The sequence below is a fragment of the Bradyrhizobium sp. USDA 4354 genome (assembly GCF_054060315.1).
Genome location: NZ_JBSSDC010000001.1, coordinates 5,804,639 through 5,820,141 on the forward strand (window position 1 = coordinate 5,804,639; position 15,503 = coordinate 5,820,141).

Annotated in this window: 21 protein-coding genes; 9 read left to right on the top strand and 12 right to left on the bottom strand. The window is 65.7% G+C overall.

Annotated features, from left to right (window positions below; translation table 11 throughout):
* Positions 1 to 48: 48 nt before the first annotated feature.
* A complete protein-coding gene (locus ACVIIV_RS27005; RefSeq protein WP_456746861.1) occupies positions 49 to 1,353 on the top strand; it encodes a hypothetical protein in 1,305 nt (434 codons plus the stop codon).
* 4 nt (positions 1,354 to 1,357) lie between these two features.
* Here ACVIIV_RS27005 and pdxY read toward each other — a convergent pair whose 3' ends face one another.
* Both pdxY and ACVIIV_RS27015 read right to left on the bottom strand, forming a co-directional pair.
* Positions 1,358 to 2,176, bottom strand: coding sequence for a pyridoxal kinase (pdxY, locus tag ACVIIV_RS27010; RefSeq protein ID WP_456746862.1), 819 nt, complete (start codon positions 2,174 to 2,176; stop codon positions 1,358 to 1,360).
* 142 nt (positions 2,177 to 2,318) lie between these two features.
* Complete coding sequence (locus ACVIIV_RS27015) at positions 2,319 to 2,951, bottom strand: TetR family transcriptional regulator (protein ID WP_456746863.1); 633 nt, start codon at positions 2,949 to 2,951, stop codon at positions 2,319 to 2,321.
* A gap of 97 nt (positions 2,952 to 3,048) precedes the next feature.
* Here ACVIIV_RS27015 and ACVIIV_RS27020 point away from each other — a divergent pair, with 97 nt between their 5' ends.
* Together ACVIIV_RS27020 and ACVIIV_RS27025 are read left to right on the top strand one after the other, a co-directional pair.
* A complete protein-coding gene (locus tag ACVIIV_RS27020) occupies positions 3,049 to 3,714 on the top strand; it encodes an O-methyltransferase (RefSeq protein ID WP_456746864.1) in 666 nt (221 codons plus the stop codon).
* Between the two features lie 163 nt (positions 3,715 to 3,877).
* Positions 3,878 to 4,222, top strand: coding sequence for a DMT family transporter (locus tag ACVIIV_RS27025; RefSeq protein WP_027572205.1), 345 nt, complete (start codon positions 3,878 to 3,880; stop codon positions 4,220 to 4,222).
* Between the two features lie 23 nt (positions 4,223 to 4,245).
* Here the strand turns inward: ACVIIV_RS27025 and ACVIIV_RS27030 are convergent, their stop codons facing one another.
* From ACVIIV_RS27030 to ACVIIV_RS27050, 5 genes are all read right to left on the bottom strand, one after another.
* Entirely contained in the window at positions 4,246 to 4,551 is a 306-nt protein-coding gene (locus ACVIIV_RS27030; protein ID WP_456748836.1) for a hypothetical protein, read from the bottom strand.
* Positions 4,552 to 4,624: 73 nt separating this feature from the next.
* Entirely contained in the window at positions 4,625 to 4,831 is a 207-nt protein-coding gene (locus tag ACVIIV_RS27035; protein ID WP_018322958.1) for a hypothetical protein, read from the bottom strand.
* Positions 4,832 to 4,961: 130 nt separating this feature from the next.
* A complete protein-coding gene (locus tag ACVIIV_RS27040) occupies positions 4,962 to 5,243 on the bottom strand; it encodes a hypothetical protein (RefSeq protein WP_167407050.1) in 282 nt (93 codons plus the stop codon).
* 170 nt (positions 5,244 to 5,413) lie between these two features.
* Positions 5,414 to 6,472 (bottom strand): SH3 domain-containing protein, encoded by a 1,059-nt coding sequence (locus ACVIIV_RS27045; RefSeq protein WP_456746865.1) that lies wholly within the window; start codon positions 6,470 to 6,472, stop codon positions 5,414 to 5,416.
* 155 nt (positions 6,473 to 6,627) lie between these two features.
* Positions 6,628 to 8,541, bottom strand: a complete 1,914-nt coding sequence (locus ACVIIV_RS27050) for an FAD-binding monooxygenase (RefSeq protein WP_456746866.1) — start codon at positions 8,539 to 8,541, stop codon at positions 6,628 to 6,630.
* Between the two features lie 105 nt (positions 8,542 to 8,646).
* Between ACVIIV_RS27050 and ACVIIV_RS27055 the strand changes: the two genes are divergently transcribed.
* Complete coding sequence (locus ACVIIV_RS27055; protein ID WP_456746867.1) at positions 8,647 to 9,111, top strand: MarR family winged helix-turn-helix transcriptional regulator; 465 nt, start codon at positions 8,647 to 8,649, stop codon at positions 9,109 to 9,111.
* Between the two features lie 118 nt (positions 9,112 to 9,229).
* Positions 9,230 to 9,661 carry a COG4315 family predicted lipoprotein gene (locus ACVIIV_RS27060; protein WP_456746868.1) on the top strand — a complete coding sequence of 144 codons (432 nt, stop codon included), beginning with the start codon at positions 9,230 to 9,232 and terminating at the stop codon, positions 9,659 to 9,661.
* Between the two features lie 44 nt (positions 9,662 to 9,705).
* Here the strand turns inward: ACVIIV_RS27060 and ACVIIV_RS27065 are convergent, their stop codons facing one another.
* Positions 9,706 to 10,323: a L,D-transpeptidase gene (locus tag ACVIIV_RS27065; RefSeq protein WP_456748837.1), complete on the bottom strand. Its 618-nt coding sequence runs from the start codon at positions 10,321 to 10,323 to the stop codon at positions 9,706 to 9,708.
* Positions 10,324 to 10,660: 337 nt separating this feature from the next.
* Here ACVIIV_RS27065 and ACVIIV_RS27070 point away from each other — a divergent pair, with 337 nt between their 5' ends.
* Together ACVIIV_RS27070 and ACVIIV_RS27075 are read left to right on the top strand one after the other, a co-directional pair.
* Positions 10,661 to 11,734, top strand: a complete 1,074-nt coding sequence (locus ACVIIV_RS27070; RefSeq protein WP_456746869.1) for a hypothetical protein — start codon at positions 10,661 to 10,663, stop codon at positions 11,732 to 11,734.
* Positions 11,735 to 12,113: 379 nt separating this feature from the next.
* Complete coding sequence (locus ACVIIV_RS27075) at positions 12,114 to 12,344, top strand: DUF6894 family protein (protein ID WP_025035960.1); 231 nt, start codon at positions 12,114 to 12,116, stop codon at positions 12,342 to 12,344.
* Position 12,345: 1 nt separating this feature from the next.
* Here the strand turns inward: ACVIIV_RS27075 and ACVIIV_RS27080 are convergent, their stop codons facing one another.
* On the bottom strand, positions 12,346 to 13,128 hold the full coding sequence (locus tag ACVIIV_RS27080) for an SDR family NAD(P)-dependent oxidoreductase (RefSeq protein WP_456746870.1): 783 nt from the start codon (positions 13,126 to 13,128) through the stop codon (positions 12,346 to 12,348).
* A gap of 127 nt (positions 13,129 to 13,255) precedes the next feature.
* Between ACVIIV_RS27080 and ACVIIV_RS27085 the strand changes: the two genes are divergently transcribed.
* Entirely contained in the window at positions 13,256 to 13,648 is a 393-nt protein-coding gene (locus ACVIIV_RS27085; protein ID WP_456746871.1) for a hypothetical protein, read from the top strand.
* Positions 13,649 to 13,759: 111 nt separating this feature from the next.
* Entirely contained in the window at positions 13,760 to 14,008 is a 249-nt protein-coding gene (locus ACVIIV_RS27090) for a hypothetical protein (RefSeq protein WP_456746872.1), read from the top strand.
* 21 nt (positions 14,009 to 14,029) lie between these two features.
* Here the strand turns inward: ACVIIV_RS27090 and ACVIIV_RS27095 are convergent, their stop codons facing one another.
* The 3 genes from ACVIIV_RS27095 to minD form a co-directional block, all read right to left on the bottom strand.
* Positions 14,030 to 14,215 (bottom strand): hypothetical protein, encoded by a 186-nt coding sequence (locus tag ACVIIV_RS27095; protein ID WP_197954794.1) that lies wholly within the window; start codon positions 14,213 to 14,215, stop codon positions 14,030 to 14,032.
* A 174-nt stretch (positions 14,216 to 14,389) separates the two neighbouring features.
* Positions 14,390 to 14,671, bottom strand: a complete 282-nt coding sequence (gene minE / locus ACVIIV_RS27100) for a cell division topological specificity factor MinE (RefSeq protein WP_407112476.1) — start codon at positions 14,669 to 14,671, stop codon at positions 14,390 to 14,392.
* Positions 14,668 to 15,483 carry a septum site-determining protein MinD gene (minD, locus tag ACVIIV_RS27105; protein ID WP_456746873.1) on the bottom strand — a complete coding sequence of 272 codons (816 nt, stop codon included), beginning with the start codon at positions 15,481 to 15,483 and terminating at the stop codon, positions 14,668 to 14,670. Before minD ends, minE begins: the two co-directional genes overlap by 4 nt.
* Positions 15,484 to 15,503 lie beyond the last annotated feature (20 nt).

Consider the following 15,503-nt stretch of genomic DNA (forward strand, 5'->3'; position numbering starts at 1 on the left):
ACTGTTCGGACAGGATGGTTCGAACAGAACCGTTTGGAGGCAGGGATCATGAACGATCGGCGGTCTCTTCTAGTGGCGGTGGCGTGTCCCTCGGCCGTTCTCGCCGGCTGGCTGGCGTTATCTCTCTCCGCCCATGCGCCTGCCCTGATCGAGAACAGCGGCGCCAATGCGGCTGCCGTCTCGCGCGCCAAGGATCTCGGCCGCCTCGACCTCGCCGACGTGCCGCGCGCTGCGACGATCGAGGATGGCTCCGCTTTGACCGCCGACATCGCCGCCGCCGTCGCTGCGGCGCCTGCTCCGGCAGCGACGGCACAGGCAACTCCCGAGGAGCCCGTCTCCACCGTCAAGCTCGCTTCGGCCGACCCGGTGCTGATCCTTCCGACGGAGGCGACGCCTGCGCCGCAGATTTCGCCTGAACCGGAGTCCACCGTCAGCGAGACTGGCCCCGCCCCTGCGCCAGAGCCCGTCAAGCTCGCATCCGCCGATCCCACCGAGATCGTGACGACGGACGCACTGTCCCCCGCGGCGATCGCGAGTGGCCCCGTCGCCCCTGCCAGCAACGCGTCGCCGCCTGCCGACACCATCGCCGTGCTCGACGAATGCTTCGTCATCGATGCCTGCATCGACCGCTACCTCTGGGCGCTCTATCAGCGCACCGCCAAGGAAGACACGATGAAGGTCCAGGAGCGGCGCGCCGTCACCATCAAGCGCAAGGGCAAGACCGTCACTGTGATGCGCAGCTTCACCAAGCTGGTCGATCAGGACTTCACCTGGAAGGATCCGAAGGCGGCCGAGCGCGCCGGCATGTCGATGATGGACTACGTCATCGGCGGCATGGACAAAAGGTTCAAGCAGAAGCTGTTCCGCACGCTGCTCGCGGCCGAAGCCGCCGGCCTGTCGCCGGGCATCACCAGCGCATTCCGCGACGACTACCGCCAGTCGATCGCGAGCGGCCTGAAGGCCGCCTCCAACCGTTCCTATCATGGCGGCAGCACGCGCGGCGGTTATGGCCACGGCATGGCGGCCGACATCGTCAGCACCCAGGGCAATAACCGCGCGCAGCGCTGGGTCTCGACCGAGATCCTGTGGAAGTGGGTCGACGCCAACGGCAAGGCGTTCGGCATTGGCCGCCCCTATCTCGACCGCGATCCGCCGCATGTCGGCCCGATCGACGGCCAGGAATACATCTCGAAGCGTGGCACCTCCGATCGCAAGGAAGTTGCAAGCGCCAAGCCGAAGAAGCCGCGGGCCGTGGCCAGCGCCAAGCCGCCGAAGGCCCACGCCGCGCGCGAGCAGAAGAGCTCGGTCAGGCCGCAGAAGTCGGCGCAATCCGCCACCAAGCGCGCAACCTGACCGGTTACGGCTTGCGTCCCGCCGTCGGCAGCGGCACGAGCCGCATCTCGGCGGAGCCGGCTTCCTGCGTGCGCACCAGCACCGCGAAGATCGTGTCGACCGCAAGCCGTACGGCCGACTCCATCGCTTCGCCTTTGGCCAGATGCGCCGCGATCAGTCCAGTGAGGAGGTCGCCGGTGCCGTAGGGGCGGATCGGCAGGCGCGGCGTCGCAAAGCGCGACAATCGCCCATCGGTGCATAGGATCGTCTCCACCTGCCCCGCCGCCGTGTCAGCGAGGGTGCAGCCGGTGGCGACGACGTCGGTGCGTCCCGCCGCTGCCAGCACCGCGCACGCCGTGCTCAGGCCCTGGGCATCGGCAATCGTGACTCCCGAGAGCAGCTCGAGCTCGAACTGGTTCGGCGTCGTGAGGTTTGCCGCCGGCAGCAGCCGATGCCGGACAACGTCCAAAATGCCGTCCGCGACATAGACGCGGCCGTCATCGCCGATCACGGGATCACAGAGATAGACGAGCTTCGCATTCCGCGTGCGCGCCCGCTCGACGAAATCGGCGATCACGGCGGCATTGCCGGGCGAGCCGAGATAGCCGGTCACGAGCACGGCCGCCTCGTCGACGAGTCCGCGCTCCTCCACGCCCTTCAGGAGATCGGCGACGAGCTCGGTTTCCAGCACTCGTCCGCGCAGGCTCGGATAGCGCGGATGGTTGGACAGCAGCGTCGTCGGCACCGCCGCAACGTTCACGCCCTCCGCCTGCATGGCATAGGCAGCCGCGCTGTTGCCGACATGGCCGTGGACCACCTGGCTCTGAATGGAGATGACGAGCATAAGAGAGGTCCGTAGTGTCAAACACACACCGTGGCAAGGGTAACCCGGATGGAGCGCAGCGAAATCCGGGACTCTTGTCGCGACATAGAACCCCGGATTTCGCTTTCGCTCCATCCGGGCTACAGGCCTGCAGCTTCGCGCTTCAGCGTCGTCCAAGCTCTTCGAGATAGGCGCAGAACATGTCGGCCAGCCCGTCGGCGTGACGCGCGATCTCGGCCTCGCTGCGCGGCGTCTCCGAAAATCGCTTGCCGACCTCGCTTAGTGTCGTCGTGATCAGCTCACTCGCGAGGCTGCGCGTCGCATCGGAAGCTTTTGGCAACGCCTCCCGCATGAAGCCATCGACGATGCCCTTGCCGGCCGCTCGGGCGTCGTGCGCTTCGGGCGCGTCACGATAGAGCGGCGCGGCGTCACTGAGGGCCGTGCGGATCGCAGCCTCCTCGCACTCGGAGCGGATGAAGGCATGGACCAGCGCGCGCAAACGCGCCGGTGGCGGCTTGGCCTGATCCGCGAGGATACCGCGCAGCAGCTCGCTCGTATGACGCCACTCGTCGCTCTGGAGACGAAACAGGATCGCGGCCTTGTTTGGAAAATATTGATAGAGCGACCCGACGCTCACCCCGGCCCGCTCCGCCACCCGCGCCGTGGTGAAACGCTGCGCGCCCTCCGTCGCCAGGACCTGAACAGCCGCATCCAGAATGGCCGCTACCAGCTCCGTCGAGCGGGCCTGTTGCGGCTGTTTTCGTGAAGAAATTGAACGGCTTCGGCGGTCGGCCATGGCTCACTTGGGCAATGCGAATAGGAAATGCGACGGATTAGTCGTATTTCAATCGGCGCGCAAGCACACGCTTCGTCGCCAACTCTGGAGACCTAGAATGACCACCCCGACCATCACAGCGCTTGCACCGCTGCTGGAGCGCCTGTTCGACGAGGCCGAGGCAGCAAGCGGCGCAACGCAAGCCGCCGTAGCAGATTTGTCCGACGCAGACCGGGCGCGGATGATGCGGAGCAAGACCGACTACCGCGACCTCTATGGACGCCTGAGGGACGCACCGCTCGCGGTCTCGCGCGAGACCGGAGCGCTGCTCTACATGCTGGCGCGCAGCTCCCGCGCCCGGTCCATCGTAGAGTTCGGCACGTCGTTCGGCATCTCGACGCTGCACCTCGCCGCAGGCTTGCGCGATAACGGCGGCGGGCGGCTCATTACCAGCGAGTTCGAGCCGTCCAAGGCGGCGCGGGCGCGAGAAAACCTCTCGGCCGGCGGCTTGGTCGATCTCGTCGACATCCGCGAAGGCGACGCGCTGAAGACGCTCAGCACCGATCTGCCTGATGCGATCGATCTCGTGCTGCTCGACGGTGCCAAGGCGCTCTATCCGGATATCCTTGATCTGCTGGAAGGCCATCTCGGACCGGGCGCGATCATCGTCGCCGACAATGCCGACGACAGCCCCGACTATCTGGCGCGCGTTCGCTCGTCCGGAAGCGGCTACATGTCCACGGCCTTCGCCGACGATGTCGAGCTGTCCGTGCGAATCAGCTAGCGCCGCATCGAAGCATCTCGACGCCGCCGCACGATTCATCGCGCGGCGGCATCGTGTTGCCTCGACCCAAGTCAACGGGTCCCGTCCGCGTGATGTCGCAGGTTCGTCACTGACACATGATATCGGCCGTCCCGCGCGGTCTCTTCCTTACGCTGAGAGGCTCATGACCTCCGCCTTCAATGCCTACGCAGCTCTCGCCCTCGCCATCGTGTTCGAGGTCACAGCGTCGGCGTTGCTGCAGCAGTCCGCGCAGTTCACCCGTCCCTGGCCGACGCTGGCGATGGTGTTGTTCTACGTCGCCTCGTTCTATGCGCTGTCGGTGGCGATCCGGGTCATCCCGTTGAGCATCGCCTATGCGATCTGGGGCGGGGTCGGGATCATCCTGACCGCCACCGTCTCGTTCGTGCTGTTCCGCCAGATACTGGACGCCGCAGCCTTCGTCGGCATCGCGCTGATCGTATCAGGGGTCGTGATCATCAACCTGTTCTCGGAGACCACGGTGCGTTGATGCCGGAACGCCCCGGCGCGCGGTTATTGGCTCTGCACCGGCCTGGACGGACGCGGCGCCTTTGCACCGGGCTTGGTAGCAGCCCGGGGCGGCGGCCCGTCGACCGACTCCAGGTAGGCGGCGAGTGCCTTGGCCGAGTCGGAGCTGGTCGCGTAGTGGTCCTTCAGGAACCAGGACAACGTCAGGCTGAAGCGGCCCTTGGCAAGACCGCGTGGGCTGCGGTGGCAGGTCGCACAGCCTTCAGCGAAGAGCTTCGCGGGCGATTTGCCGGCGTCGAGATTTTGCGCGACGGCGGCCGTCGCCGTCAGCACTGCGGCTGCAAGAATCATCAGGGGCGCGGTCAGGTCGCGCCCCGCTCGAAACAGCGACGTCAAATGTCGTCCCCCTCGCCCCGTCTTACGATCAAGCTGCGGACAGCTGATCGAATTCGGGCGGCGCGTAGGCCTTGCCGTCCTGATCGGTGATGACGACCCGCCACCCCTCGCTCGCCCACACTTTCGCCTTCGCCACGATGAGCAGCCGGCTCTCGCGGGCGAAACTGTACTTCTCGTTGTCGCGTTCTGCGACCATCTTGTAGGCCAATTCGCATCCCCTTGCGTCGCCCTGCACCCAGCTTCCTCGTGGCAGCGGGCTTTGGCGGCAATTCGCCGGGAGCGTGGCAATTTGGTGCCATCCTCAGGCGGCATAGCCGGCCCCGTGCCATCGGCAACGGAGCCGATCCTGATGCGTCGGATCGGCGCTAGTGCACGCGGATAATATGGGGGCGGCCGAGATTGATCAGGCCCTGCACCGCCGAGAGGCGGTCATCGAGGGCTGCAATGGTGAGCAGCAGATTGTTGCGGCGCTCGTCCAGCAAACCCATCTCGGCGCCGGTGAGCTTTGTGCTCGCCCGTTCCTTGTGGATCGCCTCGAGGGATTTGCGCAGTCCGGCAATCAGGCCGGCCAGCTGCTTGGCCTCCTTGGTCATCGACCGCTTCGCGACATTTTGCTGACGGCGCGTCTCCGCTTGGCTCTGTCTCATCGTCATCCTCCGGTGCCCCGCTGCCCCGAGTGGATGCTTACAGCTTTGAGTAGAGATATTACGATCGATGAAATCTGCCCGCGAAGAACTTTCTTAAATTGTACGCGCACGGAACCTGAGGTCGCCCGAAGCAGAAAGCCCGGCACGAAGGCCGGGCTTTCCAGGGAACGCTAGTGCTTCTGGTGGCCGCCGCCGGGGCCGCCAGCCGGCGCGCCGCCGCCACGTGGCGCGGCATTGACGTGCGGAGCGCCGCCGCCACCGCCGTGCGGCATGGCAGGCGCGGCCGCGCGCGGTGCCGGCGTCTGCGCGCGCGCATTCATCGGCGAACCATGGCTGACGTTCGGCTGCGCCACATGCGGCGTCGCGGGCCGGGCGGCCGGCGCGGCCCTCACGCGCGGCGCTTCGTGCGCACGCGTCATCGGCTGCATGCGGTCGGCGGCGCGGCTTGCAGCTCGCTCATGCATCATGCGTGCCTGTGCATCGCGCGGGCCACGGCTCTGCACGGCTGTCCGCTCTTGGACGATGCGCTCGCTTCGTCCGACACGCGCCCGGTCAGCCGTCACCGCAGCGTCGCGCTTGGTGATCGCAGCGTCACGCTTCGTGATCGCAGCGTCGCGCCTAGCGATCGCCGCGTCGCGCTTGACGATCGCCGCGTCGCGCTTTGCGACCGCAGCATCGTGCCTTGGGGTCGCGGCGTCACGTCCCGAGATCGCGGCGGCACCCTTGCCACGCACGCCCTCGCGTTCCAGCGCGATTGCAGCGTCACGCGTCGCTGCACGACCGATACGGGCTGCGCCCGGGTCGATCGTCATCCGCGTTGCGAAGCGCTGATGCGAGGTCCAGTAATTATTCCAATAGGCGTGGCGGCGGTACCAGGGACGTCCCGAATAGTAGCTCGACCAGTACGAGGTCAGCACGAACGGGACGACGGGCACATCGATCACGTCGACATAGTCGGGGAGATAGACGTAGCGATTGCGATAGAGATATTCGAGATATTGCGACGACACCCAGCCGCGATCGTCGGAGAAGCTGACGTCACACCAGGCCTTGCCGCGCAGGCAGCCATGGATGTTGACGCGAGCGCCGCCGGGGATGCGATCGACAAGGGGAAAGCCCGTGCCCGGCCCGGCGCGCAGGCCGGTCGAGACGGTGACGATGCCCGGCGCGGCCAGAGCGGCCGTCGGGGCAAGCAACAATGCGGCAACCAGAATACTTCTGAATTTCATGGCGTGTTCCTCCTCTTGCGAGTCGGAACGCGCAAGCGGAAGGGGCGTTCCGAGCGCAGTGGCCGCGTCAAACGAAAGATTGAGATGAACGTCCTGCGGCGGGTTCAATATTCATCGGCTGTTCATCGCACCAGCAAGCGCGGCGCTGCTTGGCGTCAGCCCACCGTCAGCATGAAGCGCTCGAAGTACGACGCAAGCCCGGCATAGTCATCGAGCGGCAGCACATTCGCGACATACTGGTCCGGCCGGACCACGACCACGCAGCCGGCTTTTCGATCGACGCCGCGCATTGCGAAGACGTCGTGGCCGCCCTTGAGATCCGGACAAAACATCTTCTCGTAGTCGATCAGACCATAGCGGCCCTTGCGCGGGAGCAGCAGCGATGGCATCGCGGCGACGGCAAGCTCACGATGCTCCTGCTGGAAGACGGCGCGCAGATCGATCACGCTGTCGATGTCTGCGCCAACAGGCGTATATCGCCGCACCGGCGATTCCCGGGCCTCGGTCAGGAAGCTGCACAGCGCGCGAATGGCCGAGCCGGCGGCGGCAGGATCCTCCGCAGGCGAGAACGCGTAGATGCGGAAGCGGCCGTCGGCCTGCGCGGCATGGCCGAGATGCACCGGCTTGGCGTCCGCCAACCGGATCACCGGCGCGGAATGGAAGCGCTTGCCGATGACGAGACCTTCCGCGAGATGCTGGTGCGTGGTCGCGCCGGTGAGGACCGACGGCCTGTAATGTGTCGCCGTGCCCGCAGTGTAGCGGCCGTGCCGGACGAAATAATCCTGCGTCTTCGCCGCATCGGCACCGCCGGCCTTCGCGGCGGAGGCAAGAATTCCCGCCCACTCACGATCGAAATCGATCAGCTCTTTCGCAACCGCCTGGCGCTCGGCCGAGTAGGAATGCAAGAGGCTTGGCGCACATTGCTTGCGGAGCACGGCGGCGAGCTTCCAGCCGAGATTGAGGGCATCCTGCATCGAGACGTTCATGCCCTGCCCCGCCTTTGGGCTGTGGGTGTGGCAGGCATCGCCGGCGATGAAGATGCGCGGCAGGCGCGCATCGATCTCGGCCTCCGGCACGTCGTCGAACTTGTCGGTGAGACGCTGGCCGATCTCGTAGACCGACCACCAGGCAATCTCCTTCACGTCCAGCGTATGCGGCTTCAGAATCCGCTGCGCTTTCGCAATCACGTCGTCGGAAGTGATGTTGCGGCTCGCAACGCGCTCGCCGGCATCGAGCTTGGCGAGCTCGACATAGATGCGGACCATATAGCCGCCTTCCCGCGGAATGATCAGCAGGCTGCCGTCCTTGGCCGACTGGATCAGCGACTTGAAGCGGATATCAGGGAAATCCGTCACCGCCAGCACGTCCATCACGCCCCAGGCGTGGTTGGCGGAATCGCCGTGCAGCTCGCGCCCGATCGATTTGCGCACCGTGCTGCGCGCGCCGTCGCAGCCGACGACGTAGCGCGCCCTGATCGTCTCGACCCTGCCCTCGTTCGCGGCATCGACGCGTTCGAGGCGCGCGGTCACGGCATGATCGGTGGCAGGATCGACATGGAGATCAAGCACGCGTCGGCTGTAATACGGTTCGAGCTTCGCCGGCGATTTGCGCATGACGTCGAGAAAGCAGTCATGGACGCGCGCCTGGTTGAGGATGACGTGCGGGAATTCCGACAGCCCGTCCTCGACATCCTGCACCCGTCCGCTGCGGGTGATCTTCTCCGGCGTCAGCTCATCCGGCTTCCAGAACGTGGTCTCGTTGACCCAGTACGCCTCCTTCAGCACACGTTCGCTGAAGCCATAGGCGTGAAACATCTCCATGGTGCGGCAGGCGATACCATCGGCCTGCCCGACCAGCAGGCGGTCCGGCTTCTGCTCGACGATGCAGGTCTTGATGTCGGGGAATTGCGCAAGCTGGGCGGCGAGCGTCAGGCCGGCAGGCCCGCAGCCGACAATGAGAACATCGACCTCCTCAGGCAAGGCGCCTGTTGCGCCCGATACCTGAACGCGCGCGGCGGGATCGACAATTTCAGGGTCGCCGGGCCGAAATCCATTCAGATGGAATTGCATGAGCTCCGCTCCCGCCAAATTTCTGCCTGGATATTGCTCAGTATGCTGACTATCAGTATACTTGTCAACGACCCCCGCACCTCCTGCCTTCCCGCGGAGACTTCGGTGAAAGACAACAACGACATGCCCGGGCATCTGGCGCGCCGCTTCCAGCAGATCGCGGTCGCGGTGTTCCTGGCCGAGATCGAAGACGCCGGCTTCGATCTCACGCCAGTGCAGTACGCTGCGCTCGCGACCATCAAGGCCAATCCGGGGCTGGACCAGGTGACGCTCGCGGGGTTGATCGCATACGATCGCACCACGATCACCGGCGTGATCGATCGCCTCGTCCAGAAGGGCCTCGCGGAGCGCCGCCCCTCCAGCCGCGACCGCCGCGCGCGGGAGCTCGAGATCACCGACGAAGGCCGGCGCACGCTGCGCAAGATCACCCCGGCCGTCGAATCCGCACAGCGCACAATGCTGCGTGGTCTCAGCGTGAAGGAGGGCGAGGAGCTGATGCGGCTGCTGCGCAAGGCCATCGCCGCCGGCAATGAGCTCAGCCGCGCCCCGCTGCGCGATGCGCAGGTCTGATCCCGCACCATGCTCCGCAATTGTCGCAGCGCACGAAACCAGGAACTAACCTTCGGCTGCTAACGTCGGCCGCATTGAGCGCTTAACGCGCGATTAACTTTGCGGGGCGGAGTTTCGGATGTTCAGGTTCCTCGTTATGGCTGCGGCCATCGCGCTCTCGACCGGTCACGCGCTCGCCAACAGCCATGGCGGCGGCGATGCCGCTCCCCCGCCGAAACGCGAGGCGACGACCGCACCGGCGAAGGTGGTCCTGACCAAGCAAGGTCCCAAGCTCGTCGATCTCAAGGGCATGACGCTCTACTATTACGAGCGCGACACCACCGGAAAGACGTCGAACTGCAACGGCAAGTGCACCGAGAGCTGGGTTCCGCTTGCGGCGACCGTCGACGCCAAGGCCGTCGGCGATTTCACCGTGATCAGCCGCAACGACGGCAGCAAGATGTGGGCGTACCGGTATCGTCCGCTCTACACCTCGCCCGCGGACAAGGCACCGGGCGACGCCAACGGCAACGCCACGACGCTGCAATGGCGGATCGCCCGGCCCGAGTAGCAGCGCGCAAACAACCTAACTCGAACTGACCGGTCGCGCAGCCCTCATCCGCGCCAGCGCCCGCCCGTCCCGGCCTGCGCGTTCTGCCCTGGCGGCAGCACCACGACCATCGAATTGAGCTTCACCCGGTCATAGAGATCGATGACGTCCTCATTGCGCATCCGGATGCAGCCGGACGAGATCGCCTGCCCGATATATTCGGGCTGGTTGGTGCCGTGGATGCGGTAGAGCGTGTCCTTGTTGCCGACATAGAGATAGATGCCCCGCGCGCCCAGCGGATTGGCGGGACCGCCGGGAACGCGCGCCGGATACGGGCCGAGCCGCGCCTGGATATCCGCCGTCGGAACCCAGTCCGGCCATTCCGCCAAGCGGCCCACCCGTGCGACGCCGGAGAACGCCATGGCTTCTTCACCGACCGCAACACCGTAGCGGATCGCCTTGCCCCCGGGCAGCACGTAATAGAGGTAACGCGCGTCGGTATCGACCAGGATCGTGCCCGGCTGCTCCTTGCGGTGGTAGTCCACGATGTGGCGGAGATATTGCTCAGGCACGTTGGCCTGCGCATAAGGCGTGTGCGCGAGCAACTGACGATCGCGCGGCGTCATGCTCGCATCCGTCGATGGCGAAAGCGTCGCCTGCATGCAGCCGCCCAGCGGCAGCATGGCCGCGACGAACAAAACGAGTAGAGATCTTGGCACCGCCGGCCCCCCGATAGCGGATAGCAGCGCCCCCAGCATCGCCACATGCTGCCCAAATCGTGCTGAAAACAAGGCAGAACGGAACAATTGCGCGTGTTCGATAAACCGGGTTCCGTCACCACAAACGGCGGAAGACTGTCGCATCATCTCCATCCCCTCGCCTTGCTTTGGTCAAACCCGGCTGGACTCGTGCGTCATCGGGTCGGGATGGGCTCAGTCGGGATGGGCTCACCTGAACAGATCGGCGCCGCGCCAATGCGGACGACCTAGACGTCACACACTGGGCTTCAAAGGAGCTGCGATGCTCGCGACGCTGAACGCCAAGCAAATCGTCGATGAGATCGTGAAGGACACGATCAAGGACAACGATCCGCACGACGCGCTTCAGATCTCTCCGGAGATCGTGCTGGCCTCGCGGCCAGCCGGCGTGTCGCCCGCGCTGGCGCCGGAGATTGCGCGGCGTCCGGAGCCCAAATTCGCTCCGGAGGCGAAGTTTGCTCCGGAGACAAAGCTTACTCCGGAGCCGAAATTCACTCTGGAGCCGCCGCGCGCGCCCGAGCCCAGCATCAACGTCGTCTACGGAAAGCCCGCCGCGACACCGTCGGTCGACACGGCTGTCCGCGTCACGTCAAGCGATGGTCCTGTCAGGCAGAAGCGATCCTCGATCGGCAAGTGGCTGCGCGGAGCGTTCGCCACGTTCCTGTTTGCGGGTGCCGGCGTGGCCGCCACCATCGCCTGGGAGAAGCACGGCGACACAGCAAAGCAGATGCTCGCCGAATGGAGGCCGGTATTGACGTCGCTGATGACTTCCATGTCACTGATGTCTTCGACATCGCAGACGACGCCCGTCGCGGCGGCGCAAGCTGCCCCGCCCGCAGCACCGATGGCAACCGAACAAGCGGCCGACCAATCTGCGACGCCGCCCCCGGCTCAGGTTGCCGCAGCCGCGCCTGCAGCAACACAGCCCGTCGACACCGCGCAGTCGGTGCAGTCAATGACGAACGATCTCGCCGCGATGGCGCAGCAGATCGAGCAGCTCAAGGCCAACATCGCCGAGTTGAAGGCCGGGCAGGAGCAGATGGCGCGCGAGATGGCGAAGCCGCCTGCGCCGAAGCCGGTGGCGGCTGAGACGAAGCCGGTCGATCCGCGCCCGCGCGCTGCTGCGCTCCCGCCGCAGCCTGCGGCGCCGCCGGTTCGCAAGCCGAAGCCGGCCGTGACGCGGACCTACGCGCCGGCATATTCGCCCGCGCCGCTTGCACCGCCGCCGCCGTCGCAGGCAGCTGCGGCCCCGCTGCCGGCAGCGCCCGTTGCGACGACGCAAGCCGTTGCCGATGACGACGGGCCTGTCGTGCGTCCGCCGATGCCGCTGCGCTAGCGCAGCGTCAGGCGACGACACCACGTCGCAACATCGCGCACGCTGTCAGAGTCGGTGTGATGCGTTGAGTCCGGGCGATTACGGGAAGCGATGTCTCACTCGTCTTCCGCTCAAGAGAAAAGGCCGTCGGGATCTATGCCGCCGGCCTTCTCGTGCAGCTGCCGGTTCCCGGAGCCCGGTTCTGCTGCAATTCCATGCCTTATGATCGCGCAGACATATTTAATAAATTCTTAACGAGCCCGCACGCTGCACATCATTTCTGCGCCATAAGCCCAGAGATTACGCGGCCTGTTCATTCGGTAGATATCGACTCAGTGGTACCATCCGTCATGTGTTGAGACTTGCACTGAAGCTCAGATCGTCACACCGGGGAATTCGGATGCCCTACTACTATTTCGATCTCGTGGTTGGTGAAGAGTTCAAGAACCAGGGTGGAATCATCCTCGAAGACATCGAGGTTGCCTCCGATCGCGCCGATCAATTGGCATGCGAGCTGTCGCAGGTGAAGCCGGAGCTGCAGCAGAAGGGCTGCGCCGTGCGTGTCACCGATCGCGATCACAACGAGCTCTATCGCACGCCGCTCGATCCGGTGCCGGCCTGGCAGCGCTAAGCTAGTCCAGCGCCGGCGGCTCGAACCAGTTCGTCAGCGACAATCCGCCGTCGACGACGAAGGCTGCGCCGGTGACGTAAGCGGAGAGCTTGTTCGACAGCACGGTGAGCGCCATCGGCACGAGGTCCTTGGCCTCGCCGAGACGCCCGAGCGGAACGTGCCGCGCCAGCGCGGGATCCGCAACGAAGCCACCGGCTGCGATTGCGCCGGGCACTAGCGCGTTGACGCGGATATCATGGCGGCCAAGTGTCTTGGCCAGCTCCTTCACCAGCATCCCCAGCCCCGCCTTCGCCGTCGAATAATGCGGCAGGTTGCGTGGGGTGCCCGCATGCAGCGAGGTGAGGAACAAGAACGAGCCCGGCCGCTTCGCCGCGATCAGCCGTTTTGCGAGCTCGCGCGCCAGGTGAAAGCCGGCATCGAGATTGACGGCGTGCATCTCCCGCCACGTGCTGCGATCGACCGCGAGCGCATGATCGGCCTCCCGCCGCGGCGGCGAGGCACTGTGGACGAAATGCGTGACCTCGCCCAGCGCGGCATATGCGGCGGCCAGCAGCTCATCGCAAGCCTCGAGCCTGGCGAGATCGCCGACCCAAGGCACCGCCAGACCGGGCTTCTCGCTCGCGCTGATCGCGGCACGCACCCGCTCCGCGCTCACATCCGCGAACATGGTGCGGACGCCCTCGCCGACCAGGCCTAACGCGATCGCGCGGCCGATGCCGTTGCCCGCGCCGGTGACGAGCGCGGTGTCGCGTGTGGGATCGAACGGCGTGCTGAACAGGCTCATGTTGCGCTCCGAGGTTGGGGAGCGTCAGGTTAGCCCACCGCACGGACGAACGACAATTGCGCTCCGGTCCCATTGCCGAGCGGCCCGCCGGACGCTAGCCTCTCAAAAAACGGAGGAGGTTCCAAGGATGCGCACCGGTTTTCTGATGACGGGCCTGTTGCTGCTGGCTGCGCCGGCCCTGGCGGGCGACGCACCGCCGCGGTCGACCTATGTGACGATGGTCTTGCAGGCCTTCGCCGCCAAGGTCGAGTGCCCCAACACCGACCTCGTCTATCAGGACCTCGTGCAGAGGGCGCAGCAAATGCACCTGCCCGACGGCACTACCGAGAAGGTGCGCAAGGCGATCGCCTGGATGCACACCGGCGGCAAGATGGGCGAGAAGCAGGACGATGATTTGATGGCCGAGGTCGCGGTTGCAACCCAGGCGACCGACATGGACCAACGCCGCCTCGGCATGTCCGGCTGGTGCGAAGCCCAAAAGACCAACCTCGCCGGCCTGATCCGCAGCAAGGGCGGTTAGCGAACCGGCTCCACCGCGTTAAGCACGCCGCGGCGGAACCTGTGCTGCGGCCCAGAATCGTCACAATTCTCGAAAGCATGCGGCCTCTTCGAACTCGAACAGGAGGTCCTCATGCGGAGTATCCATTTCGTTTTCGCCGGCGCGATTGCGGCCGCCACGGCGCTGACTGCGCCCGCACTGGCGAGGAATTCCGACGCCCAGAAGGGCGAGGAAAAATCCACCTCGTCGTCCTGTAGCGCCTATCAGCAGGCGCCGGACGGCTCGTGGGAGCCACTGCCCTGCAAAGCGACGGGTGAGCGCGGCCAGCCGCAGACACAGAATCGGACATCGACGCAAGGCGCCGATCATGGGGAGCGTTGAAGACGCTCGCGCTTACGAATTTCAGCTCTGGTGCGGGCCGCGCATGATCTTCATGGCGTCCACGATGTGACGCCACTCCCTGGCCTCGTCGGCCTCGCCGCGGCCCTCGCAGGCCTGGGCCTGCTCGGCGGCCTTCGCGATCGCAGCAAAACCGTGCTGTTCGAGCATCTGCCGGGCAACGGTATGGACCTGGACCTCGGACATCATGGGCGCTCTCCCGTCTGACCAACTGCGGTGCAACGCTCCCGCCGGTTGTTCACAACGATCGAGGCCCGGAGCACGTTCCGTCCCATCGATGTTCCCCCACGACAAAGGCGGTCCGCCATGCCCGGCGGACCGCCTTCTCACCCACCCCAAAATGGGAGTCTTCGGCCGAGTCCCCTACGCGACCGCCACCTTCTTGCGCTCGAAGTCGTTGGGCACCTCGATGTCGACCTCCAGGGTCGAGACCTCGTCGCCGCGCTCGAGCCGGACGATGACCTTGGTCGGGTCCAGCGCCACATGCTTGGACACGACGGCGAGAATTTCCTCACGCAGCACACCGAGCAGATCGGGCTGGCCGCGCATTCCGCGTTCATGGGCAAGCAGGATCTGCAGCCGTTCGCGAGCGACGGGTGCCGAGGCCTTCTTGCCGCGGAGAAGTCGAAGCAGACCCATGCTCATGCAGCCCTCCGTCGCAGCAGACGATCCATCAGACCTCTGCGCTCGGCAGGAACATGCATCGTCACGTTCTCGCCGCAGAGGCGCTTGGCCGCATCCATATAGGCCCGCGCCGGCGCGCCGTCCGCGTTCGACAGAGTCACCGGCGTACCGACGTTGGAGGCCTTCAACACGTCCTGGCTCTCGGGGATGATGCCGAGCAAGGGCGTGGCAAGGATCTCGAGGATGTCGTCGATGGTCAGCATCTCGCCGCGCGCGGCACGCGAGGGATCGTAGCGGGTGATGAGAATGTGCTTCTCGACGCGCTCGCCCTTCTCGGCCCGCACCGTCTTGGAATCGAGCATGCCGATGATGCGGTCGGAATCGCGCACCGAGGAGACTTCCGGATTGGTGACGATCACGGCCTCGTCGGCGAAGCGCATCGCCATGGAGGCGCCGCGCTCGATGCCAGCCGGGCTGTCGCAGATCACCCAGTCGAAGCGGCCGCGCAGATCGGCGATGACCTTGCCGACGCCCTCTTCCGTCAGCGCGTCCTTGTCGCGTGTTTGCGAGGCCGGCAGCAGCCACAGATTCTCCAGCCGCTTGTCGCGGATCAGCGCCTGCGGCAGCTTTGCGACGCCCTGCACCACGTTGATGAGGTCGAACACGACGCGGCGTTCGGCGCCCATGACGAGGTCGAGGTTGCGCAGGCCGACGTCGAAATCGACGACGACCACCTTGTCGCCGCGCTGCGCCAGGGCAGCTCCCAGCGCGGCGGTCGTCGTGGTCTTGCCGACCCCGCCCTTGCCTGATGTCACGACCAGTACCTTACTCATCTGAAATGTCTCCTTTGCTG

Excerpts from the sequence above, each read along its gene's own strand:
- ACVIIV_RS27060 (WP_456746868.1), top strand. The coding sequence starts at position 9,230 with ATGTTCAGGTTCCTCGTTATGGCTGCGGCCATCGCGCTCTCGACCGGT.
- minD (WP_456746873.1), bottom strand. The coding sequence starts at position 15,483 with ATGAGTAAGGTACTGGTCGTGACATCAGGCAAGGGCGGGGTCGGCAAG.
- ACVIIV_RS27045 (WP_456746865.1), bottom strand. The coding sequence starts at position 6,472 with ATGAAATTCAGAAGTATTCTGGTTGCCGCATTGTTGCTTGCCCCGACG.
- ACVIIV_RS27025 (WP_027572205.1), top strand. The coding sequence starts at position 3,878 with ATGACCTCCGCCTTCAATGCCTACGCAGCTCTCGCCCTCGCCATCGTG.
- ACVIIV_RS27075 (WP_025035960.1), top strand. The coding sequence starts at position 12,114 with ATGCCCTACTACTATTTCGATCTCGTGGTTGGTGAAGAGTTCAAGAAC.
- ACVIIV_RS27095 (WP_197954794.1), bottom strand. The coding sequence starts at position 14,215 with ATGATGTCCGAGGTCCAGGTCCATACCGTTGCCCGGCAGATGCTCGAA.
- pdxY (WP_456746862.1), bottom strand. The coding sequence starts at position 2,176 with ATGCTCGTCATCTCCATTCAGAGCCAGGTGGTCCACGGCCATGTCGGC.
- ACVIIV_RS27085 (WP_456746871.1), top strand. The coding sequence starts at position 13,256 with ATGCGCACCGGTTTTCTGATGACGGGCCTGTTGCTGCTGGCTGCGCCG.
- ACVIIV_RS27090 (WP_456746872.1), top strand. The coding sequence starts at position 13,760 with ATGCGGAGTATCCATTTCGTTTTCGCCGGCGCGATTGCGGCCGCCACG.
- ACVIIV_RS27040 (WP_167407050.1), bottom strand. The coding sequence starts at position 5,243 with ATGAGACAGAGCCAAGCGGAGACGCGCCGTCAGCAAAATGTCGCGAAG.
- ACVIIV_RS27030 (WP_456748836.1), bottom strand. The coding sequence starts at position 4,551 with ATGATTCTTGCAGCCGCAGTGCTGACGGCGACGGCCGCCGTCGCGCAA.
- ACVIIV_RS27020 (WP_456746864.1), top strand. The coding sequence starts at position 3,049 with ATGACCACCCCGACCATCACAGCGCTTGCACCGCTGCTGGAGCGCCTG.
- minE (WP_407112476.1), bottom strand. The coding sequence starts at position 14,671 with ATGAGCATGGGTCTGCTTCGACTTCTCCGCGGCAAGAAGGCCTCGGCA.
- ACVIIV_RS27050 (WP_456746866.1), bottom strand. The coding sequence starts at position 8,541 with ATGCAATTCCATCTGAATGGATTTCGGCCCGGCGACCCTGAAATTGTC.
- ACVIIV_RS27015 (WP_456746863.1), bottom strand. The coding sequence starts at position 2,951 with ATGGCCGACCGCCGAAGCCGTTCAATTTCTTCACGAAAACAGCCGCAA.
- ACVIIV_RS27065 (WP_456748837.1), bottom strand. The coding sequence starts at position 10,323 with ATGCTGCCGCTGGGCGGCTGCATGCAGGCGACGCTTTCGCCATCGACG.
- ACVIIV_RS27080 (WP_456746870.1), bottom strand. The coding sequence starts at position 13,128 with ATGAGCCTGTTCAGCACGCCGTTCGATCCCACACGCGACACCGCGCTC.
- ACVIIV_RS27070 (WP_456746869.1), top strand. The coding sequence starts at position 10,661 with ATGCTCGCGACGCTGAACGCCAAGCAAATCGTCGATGAGATCGTGAAG.
- ACVIIV_RS27005 (WP_456746861.1), top strand. The coding sequence starts at position 49 with ATGAACGATCGGCGGTCTCTTCTAGTGGCGGTGGCGTGTCCCTCGGCC.